The sequence below is a fragment of the Mesorhizobium sp. M0119 genome (genome assembly GCF_040322615.1).
In the GTDB taxonomy this organism is placed as follows: Bacteria; Pseudomonadota; Alphaproteobacteria; order Rhizobiales; family Rhizobiaceae; genus Mesorhizobium.
The window spans coordinates 1-24882 of record NZ_JAMYTU010000005.1; the positions used below are offsets into that span (position 1 = coordinate 1).

Annotated in this window: 23 protein-coding genes and 1 pseudogene; 13 read left to right on the forward strand and 11 right to left on the reverse strand. The window is 62.2% G+C overall.

From position 1 onward, the window contains the following. Together NKJ40_RS06495 and groES are read right to left on the reverse strand one after the other, a co-directional pair. Positions 1-371: TCP-1/cpn60 chaperonin family protein (locus NKJ40_RS06495; RefSeq protein ID WP_287300818.1), on the reverse strand; the 371-nt coding region annotated here is incomplete at its 3' end. Between the two features lie 62 nt (positions 372-433). Beyond that, on the reverse strand, positions 434-730 hold the full coding sequence (gene groES / locus NKJ40_RS06500; RefSeq protein ID WP_006203049.1) for a co-chaperone GroES: 297 nt from the start codon (positions 728-730) through the stop codon (positions 434-436). A 217-nt stretch (positions 731-947) separates the two neighbouring features. On the opposite strand from groES, the gene NKJ40_RS06505 reads away from it, so the two are divergent. Next, complete coding sequence (locus NKJ40_RS06505) at positions 948-1883, forward strand: bifunctional helix-turn-helix transcriptional regulator/GNAT family N-acetyltransferase (protein WP_352465378.1); 936 nt, start codon at positions 948-950, stop codon at positions 1881-1883. A 40-nt stretch (positions 1884-1923) separates the two neighbouring features. Here NKJ40_RS06505 and NKJ40_RS06510 read toward each other — a convergent pair whose 3' ends face one another. Then, positions 1924-3312 (reverse strand): FAD-binding oxidoreductase, encoded by a 1389-nt coding sequence (locus NKJ40_RS06510; RefSeq protein ID WP_352465379.1) that lies wholly within the window; start codon positions 3310-3312, stop codon positions 1924-1926. 150 nt (positions 3313-3462) lie between these two features. Here NKJ40_RS06510 and NKJ40_RS06515 point away from each other — a divergent pair, with 150 nt between their 5' ends. The 4 genes from NKJ40_RS06515 to NKJ40_RS06530 all read left to right on the forward strand — a co-directional run bounded on the left by NKJ40_RS06515 (position 3463) and on the right by NKJ40_RS06530 (position 10016). Next, on the forward strand, positions 3463-4371 hold the full coding sequence (locus tag NKJ40_RS06515) for a LysR substrate-binding domain-containing protein (RefSeq protein WP_352465380.1): 909 nt from the start codon (positions 3463-3465) through the stop codon (positions 4369-4371). Positions 4372-4527: 156 nt separating this feature from the next. Then, positions 4528-5007 carry a MarR family winged helix-turn-helix transcriptional regulator gene (locus tag NKJ40_RS06520; RefSeq protein WP_292653963.1) on the forward strand — a complete coding sequence of 160 codons (480 nt, stop codon included), beginning with the start codon at positions 4528-4530 and terminating at the stop codon, positions 5005-5007. Continuing rightward, entirely contained in the window at positions 5004-6182 is a 1179-nt protein-coding gene (locus NKJ40_RS06525; protein ID WP_352465381.1) for an HlyD family secretion protein, read from the forward strand. Before NKJ40_RS06520 ends, NKJ40_RS06525 begins: the two co-directional genes overlap by 4 nt. A gap of 312 nt (positions 6183-6494) precedes the next feature. After that, positions 6495-10016 carry a DHA2 family efflux MFS transporter permease subunit gene (locus tag NKJ40_RS06530; protein WP_352465382.1) on the forward strand — a complete coding sequence of 1174 codons (3522 nt, stop codon included), beginning with the start codon at positions 6495-6497 and terminating at the stop codon, positions 10014-10016. Between the two features lie 44 nt (positions 10017-10060). Here the strand turns inward: NKJ40_RS06530 and NKJ40_RS06535 are convergent, their stop codons facing one another. From NKJ40_RS06535 to NKJ40_RS06545, 3 genes are all read right to left on the reverse strand, one after another. After that, complete coding sequence (locus NKJ40_RS06535) at positions 10061-10579, reverse strand: CAP domain-containing protein (RefSeq protein ID WP_352465383.1); 519 nt, start codon at positions 10577-10579, stop codon at positions 10061-10063. Between the two features lie 150 nt (positions 10580-10729). Then, positions 10730-11569: a hypothetical protein gene (locus NKJ40_RS06540; protein WP_352465384.1), complete on the reverse strand. Its 840-nt coding sequence runs from the start codon at positions 11567-11569 to the stop codon at positions 10730-10732. Positions 11570-12062: 493 nt separating this feature from the next. After that, a complete protein-coding gene (locus tag NKJ40_RS06545) occupies positions 12063-12428 on the reverse strand; it encodes a winged helix-turn-helix transcriptional regulator (RefSeq protein ID WP_352465385.1) in 366 nt (121 codons plus the stop codon). A gap of 150 nt (positions 12429-12578) precedes the next feature. Here NKJ40_RS06545 and NKJ40_RS06550 point away from each other — a divergent pair. Beyond that, positions 12579-13052: pseudogene (locus NKJ40_RS06550) on the forward strand (glutathione S-transferase family protein); the annotation flags it as partial. A gap of 333 nt (positions 13053-13385) precedes the next feature. Further along, positions 13386-14210 carry a DUF2189 domain-containing protein gene (locus tag NKJ40_RS06555; RefSeq protein WP_292653925.1) on the forward strand — a complete coding sequence of 275 codons (825 nt, stop codon included), beginning with the start codon at positions 13386-13388 and terminating at the stop codon, positions 14208-14210. 6 nt (positions 14211-14216) lie between these two features. Here NKJ40_RS06555 and NKJ40_RS06560 read toward each other — a convergent pair whose 3' ends face one another. Continuing rightward, positions 14217-14849 carry a LysE family translocator gene (locus NKJ40_RS06560; protein ID WP_352465386.1) on the reverse strand — a complete coding sequence of 211 codons (633 nt, stop codon included), beginning with the start codon at positions 14847-14849 and terminating at the stop codon, positions 14217-14219. Positions 14850-15109: 260 nt separating this feature from the next. Between NKJ40_RS06560 and NKJ40_RS06565 the strand changes: the two genes are divergently transcribed. Together NKJ40_RS06565 and NKJ40_RS06570 are read left to right on the forward strand one after the other, a co-directional pair. Beyond that, positions 15110-15970 (forward strand): TIGR01459 family HAD-type hydrolase, encoded by an 861-nt coding sequence (locus NKJ40_RS06565; protein WP_352465387.1) that lies wholly within the window; start codon positions 15110-15112, stop codon positions 15968-15970. A 9-nt stretch (positions 15971-15979) separates the two neighbouring features. Further along, a complete protein-coding gene (locus NKJ40_RS06570) occupies positions 15980-16963 on the forward strand; it encodes a bifunctional riboflavin kinase/FAD synthetase (protein WP_352465388.1) in 984 nt (327 codons plus the stop codon). Between the two features lie 77 nt (positions 16964-17040). Here NKJ40_RS06570 and NKJ40_RS06575 read toward each other — a convergent pair whose 3' ends face one another. Further along, positions 17041-17595, reverse strand: a complete 555-nt coding sequence (locus NKJ40_RS06575) for an HdeD family acid-resistance protein (RefSeq protein WP_292653921.1) — start codon at positions 17593-17595, stop codon at positions 17041-17043. Between the two features lie 349 nt (positions 17596-17944). Here NKJ40_RS06575 and NKJ40_RS06580 point away from each other — a divergent pair, with 349 nt between their 5' ends. Both NKJ40_RS06580 and NKJ40_RS06585 read left to right on the forward strand, forming a co-directional pair. After that, a complete protein-coding gene (locus tag NKJ40_RS06580) occupies positions 17945-18850 on the forward strand; it encodes an alpha/beta hydrolase (RefSeq protein ID WP_352465389.1) in 906 nt (301 codons plus the stop codon). A gap of 200 nt (positions 18851-19050) precedes the next feature. Next, the gene (locus NKJ40_RS06585; RefSeq protein WP_352465390.1) at positions 19051-19863 is read left to right on the forward strand and encodes a MipA/OmpV family protein; all 813 of its coding nucleotides are present in this window, start codon (positions 19051-19053) and stop codon (positions 19861-19863) included. On the opposite strand, the gene NKJ40_RS06590 is transcribed toward NKJ40_RS06585, so the two are convergent. The 3 genes from NKJ40_RS06590 to NKJ40_RS06600 form a co-directional block, all read right to left on the reverse strand. Then, entirely contained in the window at positions 19839-20315 is a 477-nt protein-coding gene (locus NKJ40_RS06590; protein ID WP_352465391.1) for an RES family NAD+ phosphorylase, read from the reverse strand. The two genes, NKJ40_RS06585 and NKJ40_RS06590, sit on opposite strands and share 25 nt — an antisense overlap. A 2-nt stretch (positions 20316-20317) precedes the next feature. Further along, positions 20318-20692, reverse strand: coding sequence for an Xre family toxin-antitoxin system antitoxin (locus NKJ40_RS06595; protein WP_352465392.1), 375 nt, complete (start codon positions 20690-20692; stop codon positions 20318-20320). A gap of 72 nt (positions 20693-20764) precedes the next feature. After that, entirely contained in the window at positions 20765-20950 is a 186-nt protein-coding gene (locus NKJ40_RS06600; protein ID WP_352465393.1) for a hypothetical protein, read from the reverse strand. A 43-nt stretch (positions 20951-20993) separates the two neighbouring features. Between NKJ40_RS06600 and ileS the strand changes: the two genes are divergently transcribed. Beyond that, a complete protein-coding gene (ileS, locus tag NKJ40_RS06605) occupies positions 20994-23984 on the forward strand; it encodes an isoleucine--tRNA ligase (protein ID WP_352465394.1) in 2991 nt (996 codons plus the stop codon). 195 nt (positions 23985-24179) lie between these two features. Next, on the forward strand, positions 24180-24860 hold the full coding sequence (locus NKJ40_RS06610; protein WP_352465395.1) for a hypothetical protein: 681 nt from the start codon (positions 24180-24182) through the stop codon (positions 24858-24860). Positions 24861-24882 lie beyond the last annotated feature (22 nt).

Below are 24882 nucleotides of genomic sequence, written 5' to 3' on the forward strand. Positions count from 1 at the left end.
ACGGCGAGGTCGATGCCGCGCTTGAGGTCCATCGGGTTCATGCCGGCGGCAACCGCCTTGTGGCCTTCCTGGACGATCGACTGTGCCAGAACGGTCGCGGTCGTGGTGCCGTCGCCGGCGATGTCGTTGGTCTTCGAAGCAACTTCGCGGACCATCTGCGCGCCCATGTTTTCGAACTTGTCCTCAAGCTCGATTTCCTTGGCGACAGTGACGCCGTCCTTGGTGATGCGCGGTGCGCCGAACGACTTGTCGATGACGACGTTGCGGCCCTTGGGGCCGAGCGTGACCTTCACCGCGTCGGCGAGGATGTTGACGCCGCGCAGCATGCGCTCACGAGCGTCGCGGGAGAATTTTACGTCTTTGGCAGCCATTTTTAGCTCCTGGCAGGGGCTTGGATTGAGCCCGAAGATTTAAATGAGGGTGAGGCCGATATTCAGCCGATGATGCCCATAATGTCGGATTCCTTCATGATCAGAAGGTCTTCGCCATTGAGCTTGACTTCGGTGCCCGACCACTTGCCGAACAGGATGCGGTCGCCGGCCTTGACGTCCAGCGGGACGAGCTTGCCGGCTTCGTCGCGGGCGCCGGAACCGACGGCGATGATCTCGCCTTCCTGCGGCTTTTCCTTAGCCGTATCGGGGATGATGATCCCGCCCGCGGTCTTGGATTCGGATTCGACCCGACGAACGACCACGCGGTCATGAAGCGGGCGGAACTTCGACTTTGCCATTTTTTATTCCTCGATGAGAATGGTGAGAACAGTTCCTCCGTCCGGCGGCGCCGGACATGTGGTTAGCACTCATCTTGGGGGAGTGCTAACGTGGCGCTGAAATAGGCTGGCAACTCGCGCGAGTCAAGGCGCTCGGTGAGCATCATCAGGACAATTGCTTCAGACGGATACTTGACTAAGTCAACTAAATGGCTGATCTTGCCCGGAGGAGGATGCCATGACCATTCATCATCACCCAGGCAAGGAGCGGATCGACGCGGTGCGGGCCTTCAACCGCTTCTATACCCGCCAGATCGGGCTGCTCGACGAAGGGCTGCTGAAAAGCACCTTCTCGCTGACCGAGGCGCGGGTGCTCTATGAGCTGGCGCATCGCGATGGCCTGACCGCCACCGACCTTGCGCGCGATCTCGGCCTCGATGCCGGTTATCTCAGCCGGCTGCTGAAGAAGTTCGAGGAGCGTGATCTGGTCGAGCGTGCCACGATCGAGGCGGATGCGCGGCGCTCGTCGATCGCGCTGACCAAGGCCGGGCGGCAGGCCTTCGCGCCGCTGAACCAGGGTTCGCACGACCAGGTCGCGGCTTTGCTCGACCGGCTTTCGGTTGCCGAACAGGACAGGCTGGTCAAGGCCATGCAGACGGTGCAGCGCCTGCTGGGCGGAAGCGCCGAGCCCAAAATTCCCTATATGCTGCGGCCTCTGCAAGTCGGCGACATCGGCTGGATCATCCATCGCCAGGGCCTGCTCTACGCGCAGGAATATGGCTGGGACGAAACCTATGAAGCGCTGGTCGCCGAAATCCTCGGTGCCTTCGTCAAATCCTTCGATCCGAGATGGGAACGCAGCTGGATCGCCGAGCGGCAAGGAGAGGTCGTCGGCTCGGTCTTCGTCGTGCGCCAGTCGGACGCGGTGGCGAAGTTGCGCCTGCTCTATGTCGAGCCGTCGGCGCGCGGCCTCGGCATCGGCAAGCAGCTGGTCGAGGAATGTGTCGGCTTCTGCCGCGCCACGGGCTACAGGACACTGACGCTGTGGACCAATGACGTGCTCGCCGCCGCCCGCCACATCTATGAGGCTGCGGGCTTTAAATTGACCAACGAGGAGCGCCACCATTCCTTCGGCAAGGATCTGGTCGGCCAGAACTGGAATTTGGAGTTGTAGCAGCGCCGCAGAATTTCGAGCATCAGCCTGCGGCGGTCGCTCAGGTCATAGGCTTAATGTTTTGGTTCAAGCGAAAGAAATTGGTGGGATCATACTTGTTTTTTAGTGCGGCCAACCTCGGATAATTCTCGCCGTAAGCTGCCAGAACCCGATCAGTGCCCTCTTCGCCGAGATTGTTGGCATAGACGCCGCCGGTCGAGAACGGTCTCATTGCATCCCACAGGTCACGCGCCCATCGGATGTGCGTTTCGTCGTCAGACGGATTGTCCCAGATCGATATCGGGAAGCAATCGTAAAGTGCATCTCGGTTGGCGTAGGGCGTTCCGTCCGCCGGTACTCGCGAGATGGCGCCGCCAACCTGCTGCAGGACCAGAAGCGATTCGCTGGGTGCAGTCATGTAAGCCGCAAGCATGTTATCGATCGCCTGATCTGTGATTTCGCGCATGAACTGCGCCTTCCAGTAGTAGCGCCGCCCGCGCGGAAAGAGGCTGTCCCCGGCCGATTGGATTTGAAGATAGGGGACAGGAGCAATCCGGCGCTCAACCGGCGTGCCATACTCTCTCAGAGGTTGAATGATTTGCTCGCCCTCGTCGAGTGGGCCGATGTAGCACGCCGATATGCTGAAGAAGCGTTCGCCCGAGGGCGCCGTCACAAGTGCTGCATCCAGGCTCAGCTCATCCGGGGCGCCGCTCGAGAACGCACGGTAGAACCGCATCGCTTCGCGTGCCTCTTCGTACCGGTATAGCATCGATCCCGCGATGAGGAGCGGACCCACGGGATGGAGCTTGTATTCGAAAGTCGTGACTATTCCGAAATTGCCGCCGCCGCCCCGAATGCCCCAGAACAAATCTGCATTTTCGGCCGCGTTTGCCGTGAGCAACCGACCGTCCGCCGTCACGATTTCGACAGCGACAAGGTTGTCGCAGCTCAGTCCATGTTTGCGGCCAAGCTTGCCGAACCCGCCGCCGAGTGTCAGTCCGGCTATGCCGGTATCCGCGTTGACACCCATGGTCGTCGCAAGACCATGGACCTGTGTGGCTGCGTCGAACTCGCCCAGGTTCAAGCCGGCTTCTGCGCGCGCAACGCGGCGGTTCGGGTCGACTTCGATCCGCTTCATGCGTGACACATCGATCACCACGCCGCCGTCGCATACCGAACTGCCGGCGACGTTATGACCACCGCCGCGGACGGCGACGAGGAAGCCTTGCGATCGGGCGAAGTTGACGACCGTGACGACATCGCTGGATTCGGCGCAATAGAAGACAGCCGCCGGCCTCTTATCGACCATGCCATTCCAAACTCTGCGCGCCTGGTCATAGCCAGGGTCGTCCGGAAGGATCAGATCGCCGCGAATCGCCTGCCTGAGCCGGGCGATATCTGGCGCCTGCAACGTCGGCTCGGAACCGTCTATAAGCTTGAACATGCTCATCGAGGGATACCCTTCGTGATCTGGCACGGTTGGACAGGCCGCTTTCGTTCACCGACATGTGTCGGATCATAATGATCTCATGCGGCGCCATTCGCTGCAAAATCGAATATCTCAGTCGCTGGATGAGCTAAATTCATCTAAACTGCCTGGATGAGAAAACTTCCGCCGCTCGGGTCGCTTCGCGCCTTCGAAGCCGCTGCCAGGCTGATGAGCTTCAGGAAGGCCGCGACGGAACTCGGAGTGACGCCAACGGCCATCAGCCACCAGATTCGATTGCTGGAGGAGGTCTGTGGGCAACTGCTGTTCCGGCGGCGCCCACGACCGCTCGTGCTCACAGGCGTGGGCGAACGGCTATTCCCGGTAATTTGCAGCGGCTTCGACGCTTTCGCTGCGGCAATAGCATCAGCCTCGGCCGGTGTTGGCCAACGCCCGTTGCGCGTGACGAGCCCAAATGCATTTGCCAGCCGATGGCTGGTTCCGCGCCTGTCGAAGTGGCGCGAACAGCATCCGAACATTCCACTGGAGATCATCGGGACAGACGCCGTTCTGGACCTGCGAGCCGGTGACGCTGACGTCGCGATCCGCTATGCGCGCAGGATGCCGCGGGATGTTCCCGCGCAGGAAATTTTTCGGGACGCATTCTTTCCGGTATGCAGCCCGGAGCTGTTCGCAGGAGGCGACCGACAGATCGAGCGCGCCGCCGATCTGCTGCAATACCCGCTCATCCATTTCAATTGGACGAACCGCGACCCGGAAGCGCCGACTTGGCAGCGATGGCTGGCGATCGCACGCTCGATCGATCCCAGCATCCCCAATGCCAACCAGGCATGGGACCTTAGCTTCCGCGAAGAGCTGCACGCGATCGACGCGGTCGCGGCAGGCCAAGGCATCGCTATCTGCAGCGATGTGGTCGTCAGTGGCGAACTCGAAGCTGGCAGGCTGGTCAAGGCACATGATCTCTCTCTGCCAGGCTATGGCTTTTACCTTGCCAGCGTAGCCAATCACCCCCGACAAGCGCATATCGAAGCCTTTTCCGCCTGGATGAGATCGATAGTCTGAGCATCTGAACGCCGATCTTCTGCATACTCGTCACAAGCGTCCGGGGTGATAAATTGCTAACCACGATCGCCCTGCACTGACTGCCATGCACACTTACCGGCTTCTGGCATAATCCGGCTCCTTGAATTATGAGCACGCTTATTATATATGTCGCTCATGGTTTCCGATGGCATCGACAGATTGGGCTTTTTGATCCACGACGTGCAGCGCCTGATGCGCAAGCGCTTCGAGGCGCGCGCCAGCGGTTTTGGCCTTTCTTCGGCGCAATGGCGGCTTCTGGTCCGCGTCGCCAAGGAGGCGGGTGTCGCGCAGGCGCGGCTTGCCGAGCTTCTCGAAATCGAGCCGATCAGCGTCTCGCGTCTTGTCGATCGCATGGAGGAGGGCGGCTGGATCGAGCGCCGTCCGGACGCAACCGACAGGCGGGTGCGCATGATTTTCCCGACCGCCAAGGCGAACGCGGCCTACGCCCACGTCAAGAGCCTTGCCGGCGAGGTTTATGAAGAATCGCTCGTTGGCGTTTCGCCGGAAGATCGCCGCGTCCTGGTCAAGGCGCTGGAGACAATGGTGCAGAATCTTGCAGATGGTGACACGCCGCCCTCGGAAAAAGTGAAGAATACGGAAGGCGCAGCAGGATGAACGCGGTAGCCAAAGTAGATGAGAATGCGGCCAAGCTGGAGATGGAAGCTCCCGCGAAGCCGGCGGCAACTCCGGTAACGGTCGCTGCGCAGGTAGCTCCGGCGTCGGTGGCGCCGAAGAAGAAGCGTCGTGCCGGCCGCTTCCTTTTGATGTTTGTGCTGCCCGCTGCGTTGATCGCCGGCGGCAGCTATGTCTGGGTGACCGGCGGCCGCTATCAGGAGACCGAAAACGCCAATCTGCAGCAGGCCAAGGTGTCGATAGCCGCCGATGCGGCGGGCCGCATCGTTCAGGTCGACATTTTCGACAACCAGTCTGTCAAGCAGGGCGACGTGTTGTTCGCCATCGATCCCGAGCCCTACCGGATCGCGTTGGCCCAAGCCGACGCGGCGGTGGCGGGCGCGCGGCTCAATGTCGAGCAGTTGCGTGCGGCCTATAGCCAGGCGCTGGCGCAGGAGAAGTCCGACGAAAGCCAGGTCCAGTACGCGCAGTCGCAATATGACCGCGCCGCCGACCTTGCCCACAAGGGCATCAACGCCAAGTCGTCGCTGGACGAGGCCAAGAACGACCTCGATAAGGCCAAGCAGCAACTGGCCGTGGCCCAGCAAGGGATCGTCAGCGCCAAGGCGGCACTTGGCGGCAATCCCGACATCGAGACCGACAAGCATCCAACTGTAATGGCGGCGCTCGCCGCACGCGACAAGGCGGCCTACGATCTGGTCCAGACCACGGTCAAGGCGCCTGCCGACGGCATCATCAGCCAGGCCGCTTCGTTCAAGGTCGGCCAGTATGTCGGTTCGGGCACGCCGCTGTTTTCGCTGGTCGAGACCGGCGACACCTGGGTCGATGCCAATTTCAAGGAAACCCAGCTCACCAACATGAAGCCGGGCCAGAAGGCCGAAATCGTGGTCGACACCTATCCAGGCAAGACGTTCGAAGCCACCGTCAAGGCGATCGGCGCCGGCACCGGGGCCGAGTTCTCGCTGCTGCCCGCGCAGAACGCCACCGGCAATTGGGTCAAGGTCACGCAGCGCATTCCGGTCCGCCTGGAATTGGCCGATGCCGACGCCAAGATGGCGCTGCGCACCGGCATGAGCGCGACCGTCACGGTGGACACCGGCGTTTCCCGCGGGCTGCCGAGCATTTTCCGCCGCGCCACGGCAGGCGAGGCCAAGTAAGGAGGCCTAACAGCGGCCGCATAGCAAACAGCGAGATGGATGCAGGTGACAGGATTGGTCCGAGGGAGGCGCAGGAAAAGTTGAATGCGTGGTCGGGCTGCGCTGTAGCCTGCCTGAGCAGACAACGCCGCGCAGGATCTTCGGTCCTCAGGTTTCCGGGCGGCAGGCGCACGCTTTGTCGAGACGCTCAGTCGATGTAACCCCCACATCGATGCTCGCGTCCCACCGCGATGAGGGTCTCTCTACAGCGAGGGCCTCGCCGTCCGGAAACCTAATGTACACGTTTTTGTTACCTGCTGGAAGTTTTACGTCATGAGCAGCCCAGAACCCTTTCGCGAAGTACCGCACCGCGGCCTGATCACAGTTGCGCTCATGCTGGCGACGATCATGCAGGCGCTCGACACGACGATCGCCAACGTTGCGCTGCCGACCATGACCGGCGATCTCGGCGCCTCCCCCGACAACATCAACTGGGTGCTGACCTCCTACATCGTTGCCGCGGCGATCATGACGCCGGTGACCGGCTGGCTGGCCGATCGCTTCGGCCGCAAGGAGCTGTTCCTGACGGCCGTGGTCGGCTTCACGGTCTTCTCCATGCTGTGCGGCATCGCCTGGAGCCTGGAGACCATCGTTCTCTTCCGGCTGATGCAAGGCGTGTTCGGCGCGGCCATCGTACCTCTGTCGCAGACCTTCCTGCTCGACATCAACCCCAGGGAACGTCACGGCCAGGCAATGGCCATCTGGGGCGCCGGCATCATGCTGGGACCAATCCTTGGCCCGACGCTGGGTGGCTGGCTGACCGAGAATTTCAACTGGCGCTGGGTGTTCTTCATCAACCTGCCGGTCGGCATCATCGCCTTCCTCGGCATGGCCGCATATCTTCCCAGCGTCGCCCGGCGGGTGCGCAGCTTCGATTTCTTCGGCTTCACCATGCTCTCGCTCGGTGTCGGCGCGCTGCAGCTGATGCTCGATCGCGGCGGCGAGGTCGACTGGTTTTCCTCGATCGAGATATGGATCGAGCTTGGTCTTTCCATCACCGGCTTCTGGGTATTCACCATCCACACGTTGACGGCGGAGCACCCCTTTATCGACCCGAAGATCTTCCTCGATCGCAATTTTGTCACCGGGCTGGCGTTCATCTTTGTCATGGGCGTGCTCATCTTGGCGAGCATGTCGCTGCTGCCGCCAATGCTGTCGACTATCTTCGGCTATCCGACCCTCACCATCGGCATCGTCCTGGGGCCGCGCGGTGTCGGCACGATGATCGCGATGCTGTTCGTCGGGCGGATCATGCACAAGATCGATGCCAGGATTCTCGTCGTCATCGGCTTCCTGCTGACCGCGCAGTCGCTCTACACGATGTCCAGCTTCTCGCCGCTGATGGACAACTGGCTTATCCTCAGCTCCGGCGTCATCCAGGGCCTTGGAATGGGAATGGTTTTCGTGCCGCTGTCCACCGTGGCCTTCGCCACGCTCGACGCACGCTTCCGCACCGATGCAACGGCGTTGTTTAGCCTGGTGCGCAATCTTGGCTCGTCGATCGGCGTGTCGGTGGTGACGGTTCTGCTGGTACGCAACACGCAGATCAACCACGCCGAGCTCTCGGCCTATATCAATCCGTTCAATCCCAACCTCTGGGCAGCGTCGCCGGCAGCAGCGGGCGTCTCGTTGCAGACGCTGATCGACCTGGTGCCTGACTACATGTGGGTGAAGGACACCGAAAGCCGCTTCGTCGTCGCCAACCGAGCCATTGCGTCCGACAGCGGTCGAGACAGCACGAGCGACATGATCGGTCTGAGCGACTTCGACCTTCACGCACCGGATCTTGCGCAGAAATTTCGCCTCATCGAGCAGCAACTGATGCGCGACGGACAACCGATGATCGACGAGGAGGAGTTCGTCGTCGATGCGTCAGGCACCGGCAAATGGTTCCTGTCTACGAAACTGCCGTTGCACAATGTTCAAAACAACATTTTCGGCCTCGTCGGCATTGCCCGCGACATCACTGCGCGCAAGCAGGCGGAAATCCTGCGCGACGGGCAGGCGCATATCCTCGAGATGATCGCAAAGAGCGCTCCCCTCGAAGACGTGCTCGAGCAGCTCATGCGTCTGGTTGAGTCCCAACTGGCGGGGATATTCGGTTCGGTCTTGCTGCTCGACAAGGATGGCAGCCATTTGCGCCACGCCGCCGCGCCGAGCCTGGCGAGAGACTACGCCAACGCCGTCGACGGCGCCGCGGTTGGCCCTCGGGCAGGGTCTTGCGGAACGGCAGTCTATCGGCGCGAACCGGTGATTGTCGCTGACATCATGCACGATCCGCTTTGGCAGGATTATCGCGAACTCGCGCGGCCGCACGGTTTGCGTTCGTGCTGGTCGACCCCGATCCTGTCGCATCAGGGCGTCGTGCTTGGCGTCTTTGCGATGTATTCGATGACGGTGCGCGAACCGACCGAGGCCGAGACCCGCCTCATCGATTTCACCACGCGCATCGCCGGGATCGCCATCGAACGCAAACAGGCCGAAGACCGGATACACTTCATGGCCAACCATGACGTGCTGACCGGGCTTCCCAATCGCGCCTTGCTCGAGGACCGGCTTTCACAGGCGGTCCTGTACGCCCAGCGATACGATCGCTGGGTGACGGTGGTGTTCATCGATCTGGACAATTTCAAATTCGTCAACGACACGCTCGGCCACAATGCCGGAGACGAGCTTCTGAAGATCGTCGCAAGTCGCATGGTCGACTGCGTCAGGGCGACCGATACCGTCGTGCGGCTCGGCGGCGACGAATTCGTCGTCGTACTTTTCGACCAGCCGGCGAACGTCGATCTCGTCTCCGAGACCTTGCAAAAGCTCCGGGCGGCACTCGCCGAGCCGGTTCAGCTCGGAGCGCATCTTGTGCGGGCGACGGCCAGCATGGGCATTGCCAACTATCCCAAGGATGGGACGGATCCCGATACGCTGCTGGCAAATGCCGACGCGGCCATGTATCGAGCCAAGGAGTTCGGTCGCGACAATTTCCAGTTTTACGCTCCCGAGTTCAACACCAGGGCGCATGAAAAATTCGTGCTTCAGGAAGAGTTGCGAAACGCCTTGGCGCGTTCGCAATTCACGCTGCTCTACCAGCCGCAGGTGGACCTTCGGTCAGGTCGGGTTTTTGCGGTCGAGGCGCTGATACGCTGGAACCATCCAACGCTTGGCACGGTAATGCCGACGACGTTCATCCCGACCGCCGAGGAGACAGGTCTGATCGTACCGATCGGCGACTGGGTTCTGCATGAGGCGTGCCGGCAGAACAAAGCCTGGCAAGACGCCGGGCTGCCGCCCTTGACCGTTTGCGTGAACGTGTCGCCGCGGCAATTCAGGGAACGCAACCTGATCGATCGCATCGTCAGCGCGCTGAAGGACAGCGGCCTGGAGGCCAGGTATCTCGAGCTGGAGGTGACCGAGAGCCTTATCATGCAGGATATCGAGCTCGCCGTCGCCACCATGAACGCTCTGCAAAGCCTGGGTGTCCAGATCTCGATCGATGATTTCGGCACAGGCTATTCCAGCCTCAGCGCACTCAAGACCTTTCCCGTGGCGCGGCTGAAGATCGACAAGTCCTTCATCAAGGACCTCGCCGCCGACGAGAACGACCAGGCTGTGGCCAGCGCGGTGATTTCATTGGGGCAAAATCTCAACCTGAGGGTCATCGCCGAGGGCGTTGAGACAGATGATCAGGTGGCCTTCCTGCGCAGGAACAATTGCGACGAAATGCAGGGCTATCATTTCAGCAGACCGGTTTGTGCGCAGGACATCGAGGAATTGCTCGGCGGCGGCCGCAAAGACTGACGGGTCGGTCGCCCGGCAGGCTTCCGCCGACCAAATGGCGGAAATTATCTGCCGAGCACAAGGCACCAATAGTGAAGCGTGCTGTCGCGGCCGTCGCGTACATAGGCGAGGCCGAAGCGGGTGAAGCGCGGGTCGAGCATGTTGCGGCGGTGGCCTGGCGAATGCACCCAGACATCGAACAGCTTCTGCTGGTCGAAGCGGCCTTCGGCGATGTTTTCGGCGGCAGCGCCGGCAATGCCGTTGTCTTTGACGCGCGAGGCAAAGTCCTTGCCCCAGCCGGTGGTGTGGTTCATCCGGCCGCCGCGCGCCATATAGCCGGCCTGCTGCAGGGCTGCCCGTTCGAGCTGAGGATCTGGGAGAAGCGGCGCGAGGCCGGCCGAGGCGCGGATGCCGGCCAGCGTGCCGGCGGCGGAGGCAGAGACACCGGCGCCTTCGCCGGTGGGCAGCACAGCCGTTGCGCAGGCGGTGAGCCCGGCAAGGGCGCCAAGGCCGGCAGCTCTGAGCAGCATGCGCCTGTTTAGGCCAGGTTTGCCTTCATCATTTTCGATTCTCGCAACGGTCATGCCCGCCTGACATAGCGGTGATCATGGCTTTTGCCGGGCAGGGGACTAGAATCTCGCGCAAGCCGACCCGCAGCGCAACAAAAGGACCGAGCTCCGCTGACGACGCCCCACTGATCCAAGGCGCTCGTGCGGGGGCGAGCGCAGGCGGGTTCAGTTGGTGCTGGTTGTGGCGGTGAACCCGCACTGCTTCTGTTCCATATCGATCTGCTTCGTGATGCGAATGGCGTTCTGTGCATAGGCCTCCGTCACGGAGCCACTATTCACGGTCTTGTCCTTCAGCGGACTCACGCCTGCGCAGAGGTGGAAAACATGCGGCTCGGCGGACTTCGCGGCTCCGTTTTCGGGCGCGATCCAGTAGACGACATCCTGACCGGCGGGGTGGCTCGCGTTCTTCGTCGCCGCCGCCACCGCGGCGGTGTCCGTCGCGATCGCCTGCGCCTGAGCGGCGACATCGGGCGAACAGGCGGTGGTGGGCTGCCCCGACTTGATCTGGGCTGCGCATGCGTTCATATCCTGGGTGTACTGTTCGACCGACGGGGGTTTGAAACTGATCCCCGTGACCGTCGCGAGCACGGCCAGCGCAGCGCCGACGCCGCCGGCAATCTTCTTGGTCCGCGGATCCATGTTTTTGTCGGTGAGGATCAGGAAAACCAGCGGGAGGAAGGCAATCAGCGTGATGATTGCGCCGAGCTGGTTTTGGAAGAAGAACCTGGCCGCGTCGGATGCACGGGCCGGATCGTGCCTGTTGGCCGCCTTCCACAGCAAGTTGCCGGCGATTGCGAAAATCGCGATGCCGACCAGAAGGCCGATGATCAGCGGCAGGTGTCCCTGGTCGAACTTGTTCTGGCGAAGCAGCATAATCCCGTAGATCTCGCCGCCAATTGCGACGATCCACGAGAGTGCGGCGAAAAGGCGAAGACGCGTGGCGGAGGACTTCTGGCCCTGCGTCGCTTGCCAATCCTTGGTAACGTCTGGCTTGTTGTCGGTCATTGACCAGATCCCCCTGATATCGACACTTCTGCTGGCCGCGCGCAGCGGCATTGAACGAGCGCCACCTGCCTTAGCGACGCAGCGAAAATGTGAGCGCCACGGCAGGCCTTATCCCCATTCATATTGCGCATGAGTGAATCCGTCCATACCCACGGAGGCAGACGCCGATGCGGCGATGGCTCCGTTCTTCTTAATCTCTGGCTCGAACTTGACGCTGCCTTCCCTCGCTTCCCTCGCTTTTCTGGCGATCCGGTGGAAGCCGCCGTGGTCACAGGACCGGTCGAAAGCAACGTCGGCAGATCCGAACTGAGGCCGGATCGATGGTCCAAGGACCTAAAAGCGGCCAGTCCGCTTGCGGCCCAAAATGCGACGTTAGAGTATCTGCTCGGCAATGAAGCTTCTGGCGCTGCCGGTGCATTTCGGTATTCGGCCCGGATCCGACCCAAAGCGGCTGTCCAGCCTCGGGTGGCAAGCGTCCGATTTTCACCACCGGCTAGGCGGCTGTGTCCAGACTCGTTTCCGGCGTCGATGTAACCCGGCCGGCCCGGTCGTCCTCGGTATGTTCCCACCAGTCGCCAAGGGCGTCGATGAGCGGCACAAGCTTGAGCCCGGGCTCCGTGAGGTCGTAATCCACGCGTAGCGGATAGCCGGCATGCGCCGTTCGCCGCACGATCCCGGCTTCCTCCAGCTTGCGCAGTTCGAGCGCCAGGATGCGGTGCGACACTGTCGGGTTGTCACGCCTCAGGTCGCTGAAGCGCTTGGTCCCGTCCTTGAGATAGTAGAGCAGCAAGGTGGGCCAGCGACCGCTGAGCACACGCATGGTCTCTTCGATCGGGCAGCGTGAGACGACGTCTTTCATGGCGGGAACCTGGTTACAGAATAGTGCGTAATTTACATGGGGCGACCAGCGTTTAGGGTCAAGTTTCGCTGCGCAGCGTAATCCCTAAATCATGGAAGAGACAAAGAAATGGAACCTATTCTCCTTTACGGCTTCCCGCTGGGAAGTTCGATGGGGCTTGTCGCTGCATTTGAACGCCTCGGACAACCCTACCGCCTGTGTCGGGTCGATATGCTCACTGAAATGAAGAACGATGCCTATGCCAGCATCAACGGCCGCCAGGAAACACCGGTGTTGATTACGGACCAAGGCAGGGTGCTCACCGAGACCATGGCGATTGCCGCTTGGCTCGAAGCACGCGATACGCAACGTCGTATCAGCTTCGAGCCCCGCTCGCCGGAAGCCGACCGGATGCATCAGTTGACGGCTTTCGTGAACACCGGTTTCACCGCCGCTTTCACCCCGCTCTGGGCTGCATATGAAATGGAGTCGGCCGATCCGGTGTTGCTGGCAACCTTGCGTGACTTTGGCCGCAAGGTCGTTACCAACCGCCATGACCAGCTCGAGGCGATGATCCTCGACACGGAATTCCTGATCGGCGACCGGCTGACGCTTGCGGATACCACGCTGATCGGCGTGGCGCGCTGGGCGGAGTTCCACCAGGCGGTCGACGGCGCCGCTTATCCTAAGCTGGCGGCGCTACGCCGCCAGCATCGAAGCCAATCCGGCCGTGCGATACGCGCTCGCTGTCGAGGCTGGCGAAAAGCCCGCCGGGTCCGGCGCTTGCCTCGGTCACGTACCGCTGGCCGAGGTGATCGATCGCTTCGCGGCCTAATCTGTTCGTTCAGCCGCCCGGCGCCCCGGCGCCGGGCGGTGGCGACAAGCGTGCCGAGATCGGCTATCATATCGCCGTTCTTGAAGTGGCAGCTGCGGGCGGCCATCCTGGCGGTGGCCGCCCCGACACACGGGAGAAAGGTTATGGCCGGCTTTCATGTCATGGCGGACGCAGGTGGAATGCATGTACAGCCCACGGTGCGCCGCATCAGCACCGAGGATCTGCTCGATGCGCTCCGTCTCGGCGTAGAGGATTTCTGGGCCAAGCCGTCGCATTACGTGTTCCTGTGCCTGATCTATCCGGTGGTCGGCCTGATCCTGACGCAGTGGACGTCGGGCTCGAACGCCATCCAGCTCATCTATCCGCTGATGTCCGGCTTCGCTTTGGTCGGTCCGTTCGCCGCTATCGGCCTTTACGAAATCAGCCGCCGGCGCGAGTTCGGCATGGATACATCCTGGTGGCATGCGCTCGACGTGCGCCACTCCCCGGCGCTGCCCGCGATTGCGGTCATCGGTATCATGCTGGTGGTACTGTTCCTGCTCTGGCTGTTCACCGCGCAATCGATCTACACCAGTCTGTACGGCAATCAGCCTCCGGCCTCTATCGTCGGCTTTATTCGCGAGGTGCTGACGACCAGCAAGGGCTGGACGCTGATCCTGCTCGGCAACGCGGCTGGGTTCGCCTTCGCCGCGATCGTGCTGGCGACGACTGTCGTCGCCTTTCCGCTGTTGCTCGATCGTGACGTCGGCGCGGTCTCGGCAGTCGAGACGTCGGCGCGCGCAGTTATGACAAACCCGCTGCAGATGGCGCTGTGGGGCCTGATGGTCGCCGTGCTCCTGGTCATCGGCTCGATCCCGCTATTTGCCGGGCTTGCCGTCGTCATGCCCATCCTTGGCCACGCGACCTGGCATCTTTACCGCAGGGTGGTCGAACCGGAGCGGGCACAGCAGGTCAGGCGGCCGATGTAGGACCGATCAGCGTTGCGCGTCGGTTGCCATCTTGACGGCCAGCGCGGTCAGCACAGTGCCCATCATCCAGCGCTGGATCACAATCCATAAGGGCCGCCCGGCGAGGAAAACGGCGATCGAGCCGGCCGTCACCGCGATGATGGCATTGACGGTCAGGCTGATCGCGACCTGCGTGGCACCGAGCACCAGAAGCTGCGACAGCACGTGGCCCTTGCCGGGGCTGATGAATTGCGGCAGCAGCGACAGATAGAGCACTGCCACCTTTGGGTTGAGCAGGTTGGTCATCAGCCCCATGGCAAACAGCTTGCGCGGTCTGTCTTTCGGCAGTTCGCGGATCTGGAAGGGCGAGCGCCCGCCGGGCTTCACCGCTTGCCAGGCGAGCCACAGCAAATAGAGCGCGCCGGCAAGGCGCAGCACATCATAGGCAAAGGGCACGGCGAGCAGCAGCGCGGTGATGCCGAACGCCGCCGACAGCACATAGAACAAAAAACCGAGCGCCACGCCGCCCAGCGAGATCAGCCCGGCCTTCGGCCCTTGCGACAGCGAGCGCGAGATCAGATAGATCATGTTCGGGCCAGGCGTCAGCACCATGCCGAGGCAGACCAGCGCGAAGGCAAGGTGGTTGGCGGGTTCAGGCAAGAGCGCATCTCCGGATGAGGACACTCACCACATGCTTCCATCACCCGCAAGGGCATGAGGGCAGGAGCCTTTGCGCCAGCGCGCCGGGCCCCTGCCTTAGTCACCAATCCTATCGCCTTCAGCCGACGATGTGTCCCGTGCGACAATCGTGCGGCACAACGAAAGCTGGTGACATGGCGAAGCGCTTCGGTTAATCCGGGCCGGCCGCTACGGACCGTCGGTCGCGGCGCTTGCAAGCATCATGGTACAGGGACAACGGCATGGCGGATTCGCCCGACATCATCGGTTCGCTCACAGACCTGTCGGGAGCCTATTCAGCCATCCTGTGCGACGTCTGGGGCGTGGTGCACAATGGTGAATGGCATTTCCCCGCGGCGGCTGCCGCGCTGATCACTGCTCGCGCGGCGAAAATACCTGTCGTGCTGATCACCAATTCGCCGCGCCGCAGCGCCGACGTGGTGGCGCAGATGAACGCTATCGGCGTTCCTCCCGCCGCCTACGACCTTGTCGTGACGTCCGGCGACGTTACCCGCGACCTGATCGCCGAAGGGCCGCGAAAGATCTTCCATATTGGCGCCGATCGGGATTTCACGCTCTATGAGGGCCTCGACGTCGAACTCGTCGAGGAGTTCGAAGCATCCGGTGTGGTCTGCACCGGCCTGTTCGACGACGAGGTGGAGAAGCCGGAAGATTATGCCGATCTTCTGCAGAGGCTGCGTGCCAGAAACCTGCCCTTCATCTGCGCCAATCCCGACATCGTCGTCGAGCGCGGCGAACGCATGATCTGGTGCGCAGGCGCTTTGGCCCGCGAATACGCACAGCTTGGCGGGCGCACGCTGATCGCCGGGAAACCTTATGCGCCGGTCTATGACGTCGCCATGAAAGAGGTCGCCGACATTCTCGGCCGCCCGGTCGAGCGTTCACAAGTTCTGGCCATCGGCGACGGCATGATGACCGACATCAAGGGCGCGGCCGACAATGGCTTCGACGTGCTTTACGTATCGGGCGGCATCCATGCCCGCGATTACGGTGAAGCGCTGCAGCCGGATCCGGCCAGGCTCGCGGCCTTCCTGGAAAAATACGGCTACAGGCCGGTCGCGGTGATTCCCAGGCTGCAATAGGTTCAAGCCATGACGGCCATGTTCGAACGCATTTCCGCAACCGCACCGCTGCCGGCCCATCTGCGCGGCGGCGTGGTGGCGATCGGCAATTTCGACGGCGTCCACCGCGGCCACCAGGCGGTGCTCGAACGTGCGCGCGCCGAAGCGGAGCGTCGCGGCGTACCCGCCCTGGTGCTGACCTTCGTACCGCATCCGCGAAAAGTTTTCAGGCCGGACATGCCGCTGTTCGTGCTGACGCCGCCGCCGATGAAGGCGCGGCTGCTGTCGCATCTGGGCTTTGCGGCGCTGGTCGAGCAGCCGTTCACCCGCGAGTTCGCCTCCTTGTCGGCGGAGGCTTTCGTCACCGGCGTGCTCGAGCGCAACCTCGGCATAAGCCACGCCGTCACCGGCTTCGATTTCCACTTCGGCAAGGACCGCCAGGGCGGCCCGGCCTATCTGATGGCGGCCGGCGAGCGCCACGGCTTCGGCGTCACGCTGGTCGATGCGTTTCGCGACGAAAGCGCCGAGGTGGTGTCGTCGAGCCGCATACGCACGCTGCTGTGCGAGGGCAATGTGGCCGAGGCCGCCGGCCTGCTCGGCTACCGTTTCACCGTCGAGGCGGAGGTGATCGGCGGCCAGCAGCTCGGCCGGACGCTCGGCTTTCCGACCGCAAACATGAGGCTTTCGCCGGAAGCGACCCTTAAGGAAGGGATCTATGCTGTCCGCTTCCGCCGCGCCGACGGCTCGCTTCATGATGGCGTCGCCAGCTTCGGCCGCCGGCCGACGGTCGACGACAGTGGCGCGCCGCTGCTGGAGACCTTCGTCTTCGACTTTTCCGGCGACCTCTACGGCGAGATTTGTGCCGTGTCCTTTTTCGGCTACCTGCGTTCGGAGGTGAAGTTCGACGGGCTTGACGCGCTGGTCGCCCAGATGAAGCGCGACGAGGCTGAGGCGAAGGCACTGCTCGCCGGCGTCAGGCCGCTTTCCGGGCTCGACGCGGCCATAGCTTTTTAGAGCATCGTCCCGAACTGAAGGTCAGCGAAGCAAAAAGTGGGAACCGGTTTTCCGATAAATCATGCTCAAACCAGAATTTATCTCTTCAGCGCCAGGCCAAGGGCGATGAAGGTCCAGCCCTGGAAGATCAGGTCGACGGCCAGGAACAGGCCGAGCACCCACACGCTGTTGACCGGCCAGCCCATGGCGATGACCAGTCCCGCCAGTGCGCTGATGATGCCGGCCGCGACCACCCAGCCCCAGCCCGGCTGCGGCCGATGGCTATAGCCGACCCAGGCCCTGAGCACGCCTGAGGCAAGCAGTGCGACCGCCAGGAGGAAGGTCAGCACCGTCGAGGCGAGGACCGGATTGTCGAAGGCGAAGAAGCCGGCGACGGCGTAGAGGAGACCGCTGAGCAGCCAATAGAAGAAGCGGCCCCATGTCTTCACGCCGAAGGCATGGATGATTTCGACAACGCCGGCCATCAGCATCAGCCAGCCCACGACAAAGACGGAGGCGACGGTTGCGATGAACAGATTGCCGAAGGCGATGCCGCCGAAGACAAGCAGCAGCACCCCGAGCGCGACGAACCATCCCCACTTCGCCCGCGTCTGGCCAATGGCGTCTTTCATGGCATCGCTGTGCACGGTCATTGCCCTTCTCCCTCAAGGTTGCCTAGCTTCTTTGTTCCGGAAAGTAGCGCCGATCGCCTTGCCCGTCCAGCGAGCAGGCTGTGAGCGCCACACTCCCGAGCGATCCGCTTGCCAGACCTCCGCTTTTGACCCGAAGCGGCCAAATACCAGATGGAATATTCGATCATGTGCGGGGGGTGGGCCAGTGCTAAAAGATGACAAGCGGGTTTACGGGCGACCCGTCGTCCCGTGTATTCGCCATGGCGCAAGTGTAACGAAAAATTCCCAGCGCTGGCATTGGCCCTTTATCGATGACGTGTGGCTGCTGCTGTATGCCGTTTTCTACGCTTGATGAGGCTAGGGGAGCAAAATGAGCGATGTGGACGAACACCTCGATCTGATGGAGATCAACGCCGTCCGCAGGCTGTTGACGTCAAAACCACGAACGGTCCGCTGGGACGAACGCCGGGCGCGGCTCGACGAAGTCGGTTCGGTCTGGCCGGTCGCGGAGCACATCCGATGCGAGCATGTGGTTTTCGATGGCCTCGCGGGCGAGTGGTCCCTGGCGCCTGGGAGTGACAGGGATAAGGTTCTGCTCTTTTTCCACGGTGGTGGCTACTGCTCCGGCTCTCTTAAAAGTCATCGTCGAATGGTGACCGAGGCAGGTCGGGCAATGGGAATGCGCACCCTCGCGATCGACTATCGACGCGCACCGGAACATCCTTTCCCCGCGCAACATGAAGACGCACTCACCGCATGGCGCTTTCTGAGCCGGCAAGGCATCGCGTCGGATCGCATCATGGTTGGCGGCGACAGTGCGGGCGGCAACCTCGCCCTGTGCCTGGTCAGTGTGTTGTGCGCGGCAGGCGAGCGGCTGCCCCGGTGTCTTTGGCTGGTTTCGCCCTGGACGGACCTTTCGATGTCCGGCGCGACACTATCAACCAAGGACGCAATCGACCCCATCATCCACCGGGCGTATTTGGAGGAACTGGCAACCGCCTATGTTCCCAATGGCGTTGGTCGGCGCGATCCGCTGATCTCGCCTTTGTTCGCCGATCTGAGCGGATTTCCTCCAATGCTTATACAAGTCGGTTCGGCCGAGACGCTGTTGTCGGATGCAACTCGGCTCGCGGAAGCCGCCGGCGCGGCTGACGTCAAAGTACGTCTCGAAATTTGGTCGCATATGATTCACGCTTGGCCCGTTTGGAACGCGGGGTTGAGCGCCGGTCGCCGCGCACTTCACAGTGCGGGCATGTTTGCCCACGAATGTTTGTAACCCTTGCCGCGGCAACTGCTGGCGTATTCCGGACGTCTTCATCTGGGATCTTGGTGCGCCAGTACAATTCGCTGCAATGCGGAACGGTCCGGCCAACGCCGCCAATGTTACGGACATTAAGTCAAATTTTACCGAACTGGCGCCATGGCTTGGATGAAGGCTGGTTGTATCGGCCAACGCGTTCGACGTATGGAGTAACGATGCGGTCTGTCCCGACGATCCCGACGGTCTTGGCCGCATTCATGCTCGGCACCTGCGGCGTTGCCAAGGCCGGCGAGGGCACCTTCGGCTGGCTGTCCGGAGACTGGTACCTGACGGTCGGCGCCACCGGCATGGTTGCCCCGAATTTCGAGGGCGGCAAGAAGTACCTGCTCAGTGCCTCGCCGATCATCTCGCTCGGCAAGGCTGGTCCCGCGGCGCGCTTCACCTCGCGCAACGACAATATCTCGTTGGCATTGATCGACGATGGCGGCGTCCGCGCCGGCCTGACAGGCAAGTTCCTGTTTTCCCGCGACGGTGGTGACGCCGACGAATTGAAGGGTCTCGACCCGGTGCGCTGGGGCGGCGAGGCTGGCGGCTTCTTCGAATTCTATCCTTTGGATTGGCTGCGTGCCCGCGCCGAATTGCGGCACGGCATTCGCGCCCATAACGGCTTTGTCGCCGACATCGCCGCCGACGCCTTTTACGATGTGACGCCCGACGTCAGGATTTCGGCCGGACCGCGCGTTTCGTTCGCCTCATCGGACTATTTCGACGCCTATTACGGCGTTGATGCCAAGGAGTCCCTGGCCTCGGGACTTAGCGAATATCATCCCGGCGGCGGGGTGAAGTCGGCGGGCCTGGGCGGCGCGGTGACCTGGAAGGTGACCGAGCCGATGACGGCCAGTCTGTTCGGCGAATATTCCCGCCTGATGGGCCCGGCCGCCGATTCCAGCCTGGTCAAGGAGCGCGGCTCCAGGGATCAGTTCATGATCGGCGTGTCGACGACCTATCGCTTCGATTTCTCGATGTGAGCGGGTAGGCGTCGGCTCATTTGATCAAAACGGCTGTCGAACGGATAACGGTATAGGCCCGCAATCGTAATGCGTGACGCATCGTCATGGGTCGGGTTGAGCAGATAGTTGTTTGCTTTGCGCATTATGATCGAAGGAATTTTCATGAGCGCGCAACGATTGGCCGAGAGAAAGTCCGTGCCCTGTCGCCGTGTCGATTCCATGTCCTTGTCCCAGTCGTCATGGATAACCGGTTCGGTCATTTCTATTCCGTCCGGAACGTCGATCTCGATAAGCTGGTAGGTTTCCGGAACGGTTTCGCGCGTCGCATGCACCAGTATCTCCAGCAGTGCCGTCGAAGGGTGGTCGGTGCAACAGACGATGGGCATCCCGCGTCTGCTCCATCTTCCATCAACGAGCGTTCCGCCACGACCTGAGAGATCCGCGAAATTGGAGATGCGCCAGATGCGCATCGTCAGGCAAGCATGCCAAAGTCGATGCGGATAAGCTCTTCGGAAACGACGTGGGCGCCGGTCTCTGTCTCGAGGAGATCGATCGGCCTTGCACCATCCAATGCTATGATCTCGCTTCTCAGCCAACGCTGGGCTTTCTCATGGCTGCCGAATACCCGATCCGCCTGCTCGGCGATGCGTTCTAGGCGCAGGGCGCGGTCGGATTCAGCTGGCGAAAGCGGCTCGGCATGTTCCTTGCGACGCGCCAGCGTGCGGCGGGGGGCAACGATACGATAGAGTTCTTCGCTACTGAAACCCAGACTGCGCAGATAATCGATCTTGTCCGTAGGGACGGAAAAGTCGTGTGTTGCGCCAATTGCCCTTGCTGCGACCGACATGAACGTCTCCTTGGCACTGCAGGCCATTTGCCTACAAATGTATGCGCAATTGGCACATAGCGCAAGGAAGTATCAGAGTTCGGGCTTTTCAATATCGCCTGTCTCGGTTAAAAGCCCAGCCATGACGAGCTTTTCGCACCTTCTTGCGACTGTGATACGAATTACAGGCCCGGTGTTCCGGGCGGCCTGACCGCCGCCGGAGCCGCCGGGAATCTTGCGTGCGGCCTCTCGCGCTTTTTCCAGATCATGATAGTTCAACGCCCGGGCTCTTTTGCCGCCGGGCAACGCATATGGCAGACGAATGACTGATACCGAGACCGCCGAGACGATCGACTATTCCAAAACGCTCTACCTGCCGCAGACGGATTTCCCGATGCGCGCCGGTTTGCCGGAAAAGGAACCGCTGCTGGTCAAGCGCTGGCAGGACATGGACCTTTATCGCAAGTTGCGCGAAGACGCAGCCGGCCGCGAAAAATACGTGCTGCACGACGGCCCGCCCTATGCGAATGGCAACATCCATATCGGCCATGCGCTGAACAAGATCCTCAAGGACGTCATCACCCGCTCGTTCCAGATGCGCGGCTATGACTCGAACTATGTGCCGGGTTGGGATTGCCACGGCCTGCCGATCGAATGGAAGATCGAGGAGCAGTACCGCGCCAAGGGCAAGAACAAGGACGAGGTGCCGGTCAACGAGTTCCGGCAGGAATGCCGTGAGTTTGCGGCGCACTGGATCAAGGTGCAGGGTTCCGAATTCCAGCGGCTCGGCGTCGTCGGCGACTTCGACAATCCCTATACGACGATGGCTTTCCATGCCGAGGCGCGCATCGCCGGCGAGTTGCTGAAATTCGCCATGTCCGGCCAGCTCTATCGCGGCTCCAAGCCGGTGATGTGGAGCGTCGTCGAGCGCACCGCGCTGGCCGAGGCGGAGGTCGAATACCAGGACTATGAGTCAGACACGATCTGGGCGAAGTTTCCGGTCGTCAGCCTCGCTCGCCAGGTCATCAACATCGAGGATGGGCAGCCAGCCCTGGATCCCAAGCTGACGCAGACGTCGCTCGATCTGCTTGATGCCAACGTCGTCATCTGGACGACGACGCCGTGGACAATCCCCGGCAACCGCGCCGTCAATTACTCGCCGCGGATCAACTATGGTCTCTACGAGGTTACGGCGGCCGAGAACGCCTTTGGTCCCCAGCCCGGCGAAAAGCTGATCTTTGCCGAGAAGCTTGCGGACGACGCTGCCGCGAAGGCCAAGGTCACCCTGAATCGGCTTCGCAACGTTGGCGCCGAAGAGCTTGAAAATCTTACGCTTTCGCATCCCCTCAAAAGTCTGGGTGGCGGCTACGATTTTCCCGTGCCGATGCTCGCCGGCGATCATGTCACCGACGATGCCGGCACCGGTTTCGTCCACACCGCGCCGGGACACGGCCGCGAAGACTTTGACGCCTGGATGGATGCAGCCTCTGATCTTCGCCAGCGCGGTATCGACACTGCGATCCCCTTCACCGTCGACGATGCCGGCTTCTTCACCAAGGACGCGCCGGGCTTCGGCCCGGACCGCGAGGGTGGAGCGGCGCGCGTCATCGACGACAATGGCAAAAAGGGCAATGCCAACCAGGCTGTCATCGACGAGCTGATCAAGCGCAACGCGCTGTTCGCGCGCGGCCGGCTGAAGCACTCCTATCCGCATTCCTGGCGCTCGAAGAAGCCGATCATCTTCCGCAACACGCCCCAATGGTTCGTCTATATGGACAAGGAGCTTGGCGACGGCACGACGCTGCGCGGCCGCGCGCTGAAAGCCATCGACGATACCCGCTTCGTGCCCGCCGCCGGCCAGAACCGCATCCGCGCCATGATCGAGGAGCGCCCCGACTGGGTGCTGTCGCGCCAGCGCGCCTGGGGCGTGCCGATCGCCGTCTTTGCCGATGCCGACGGGAATGTGCTGCGCGACGAGGCGGTCAACCAGCGCATCATGGACGCCTTCGAGAAAGAGGGCGCCGACGCCTGGTTCGCCGCCGGCGCCAAGGAGCGTTTCCTCGGCAATTACGATGCCTCGAAATGGCAGCAGGTCATGGACATCCTCGACGTCTGGTTCGATTCAGGCTCGACGCATGCCTTCACGCTTGAGGACCGGCCCGACCTGAAATGGCCGGCCGACGTCTATCTCGAAGGCTCCGATCAGCATCGCGGCTGGTTCCACTCCTCGCTGCTCGAAAGCTGCGGCACCAGGGGCAGGGCGCCCTACGACACCGTCGTCACCCATGGCTTCACCATGGATGAGGAGGGGCGGAAAATGTCGAAGTCGCTCGGCAACACCGTCGTGCCGCAGGACGTCATCAAGCAGTCCGGCGCCGACATCTTGCGGCTCTGGGTGGTGACGACCGATTATTGGGAAGACCAGCGGCTCGGCAAGAACGTGCTGCAGACCAACATCGACGCCTACCGCAAGCTGCGCAACACCATCCGCTGGATGCTGGGCACACTCGCCCATGACGACGGCGAGGAGGTGCCGCTGGACAAGATGCCGGAGCTGGAGCGGCTGATGCTGCACCGGCTCGCCGAGCTCGATGAAGTCGTACGCTCGGGCTACGACGCGTTCGAATTCAAGCGCATCACCCGCGCGCTGCTCGACTTCATGGTGGTCGAGCTGTCGGCCTTCTATTTCGACATCCGCAAGGACGCGCTTTACTGCGAAGCGCCTTCCAGCGTGAAGCGCAAGGCTTCCGTCCAAGTGGTGCGCCATCTCTTCGACTGCCTGGTGAAATGGCTGGCGCCGATGCTGCCCTTCACCATGGAAGAGGCTTGGCTCGACCGTCATCCGGATGCCGTCTCGGTGCATCTCGACCAGTTCCCGGAGATCCCGGCGGACTGGAAGAACGAGGCGCTGTCGGAGAAGTGGCGCAAGGTGCGGCAGGTCCGCCGTGTCGTCACCGGCGCGTTGGAGATCGCCCGCGCGCAGAAGGTCATCGGCTCTTCGCTGGAAGCGGTGCCGGTCGTCACCCTCGACGATGCCGTACTCGAAGCGGCGATCGCCGATGTCGACATGGCCGAGATGGCGATCACCAGCGATCTGGTTATCGTGCACGGCAAAGCGCCGGCGGGCAGCTTTACCCTCGACGACGTCAAAGGCGTCGCCGTGGTCGTCGAGAAGGCGGAGGACCGCGGCCTGGTGAAATGCGCGCGCTCCTGGCGCTACACCGCCGATGTCGGCTCAGATCCGGAATTCCCGGACGTTTCGGCCCGTGACGCAGCTGTCCTGCATGAGCTGAAGGCTTTGAGCCGCCGTTAAGGCGGTGCACAAATGCCACGGCGGGCGGCCGATCGGCCCCCGCGCGTTGCCCTTAACGAGTGGTTGAGGTAAACACGCGAAACTCCGGACGACAAATTGTCGCCGGAATTCCGTCGGAAGAGCATAGGCGATGGGGACCGGACCTTTCTTTGGCCGGCGGCAATCGAGAGGCTGTCTACAGTGGGACTTTTTGGCATGACCGAGAGAACTTACGCGCGCGTTGCGCTGCTGGCGCCGCTTGTCGTATCGGGCCTCGCCTTGTCCGGCTGCATGGGCTCGCCCACTTACGGGACCGACAAGACCGCGGGCGCGCAGCTTGCTGGCGACCTCACCGGGGCTTTTTCCTTCGCACCCAAGCGCAAGGATAGTATCGACTACAAGCCGCGCCCCACGCTGGTGAAGCCAGGGCCGGGGCAGAAGGAAGTCTTGCCGCCGCCGCAGGAAAGCATCGAGACGGCGAGTGCCGAATGGCCCGAATCGCCGGAGCAGCGCCGTGCCCGCCTGCGCGCCGATGCCACCCTGCATCAGGACGACCCGGCCTACCAGGCGCAGGTCATCGATGACGTGCAGACGGATCCGGCGTCGGTCAAGGCCGCGCTGAAGCAGTCGGGCTCGAGCCATCCGCCAGCCTGGACTCCGGCCGATTCGGACAAGGGCCGCGCCGCGGAAATCATGCGCCGCCGGGCTGAAGGCAAACAGGGCGACCCGACCACCCGCAGATATCTGAGCGAGCCGCCGGTGCAATACCGCGCTGCCGCCGCCACTGCGCCGCAGGGCGACCTCGGCGAGGACGAGTACAAGAAGGAACGACGCCTCAAGAAGGAGGCGGCCGCCAAGAGCAAGAGTGGCGGCATGTTCGACTGGCTGCCTTGGTAGCCTGACGGCGCCAGAGACTTTC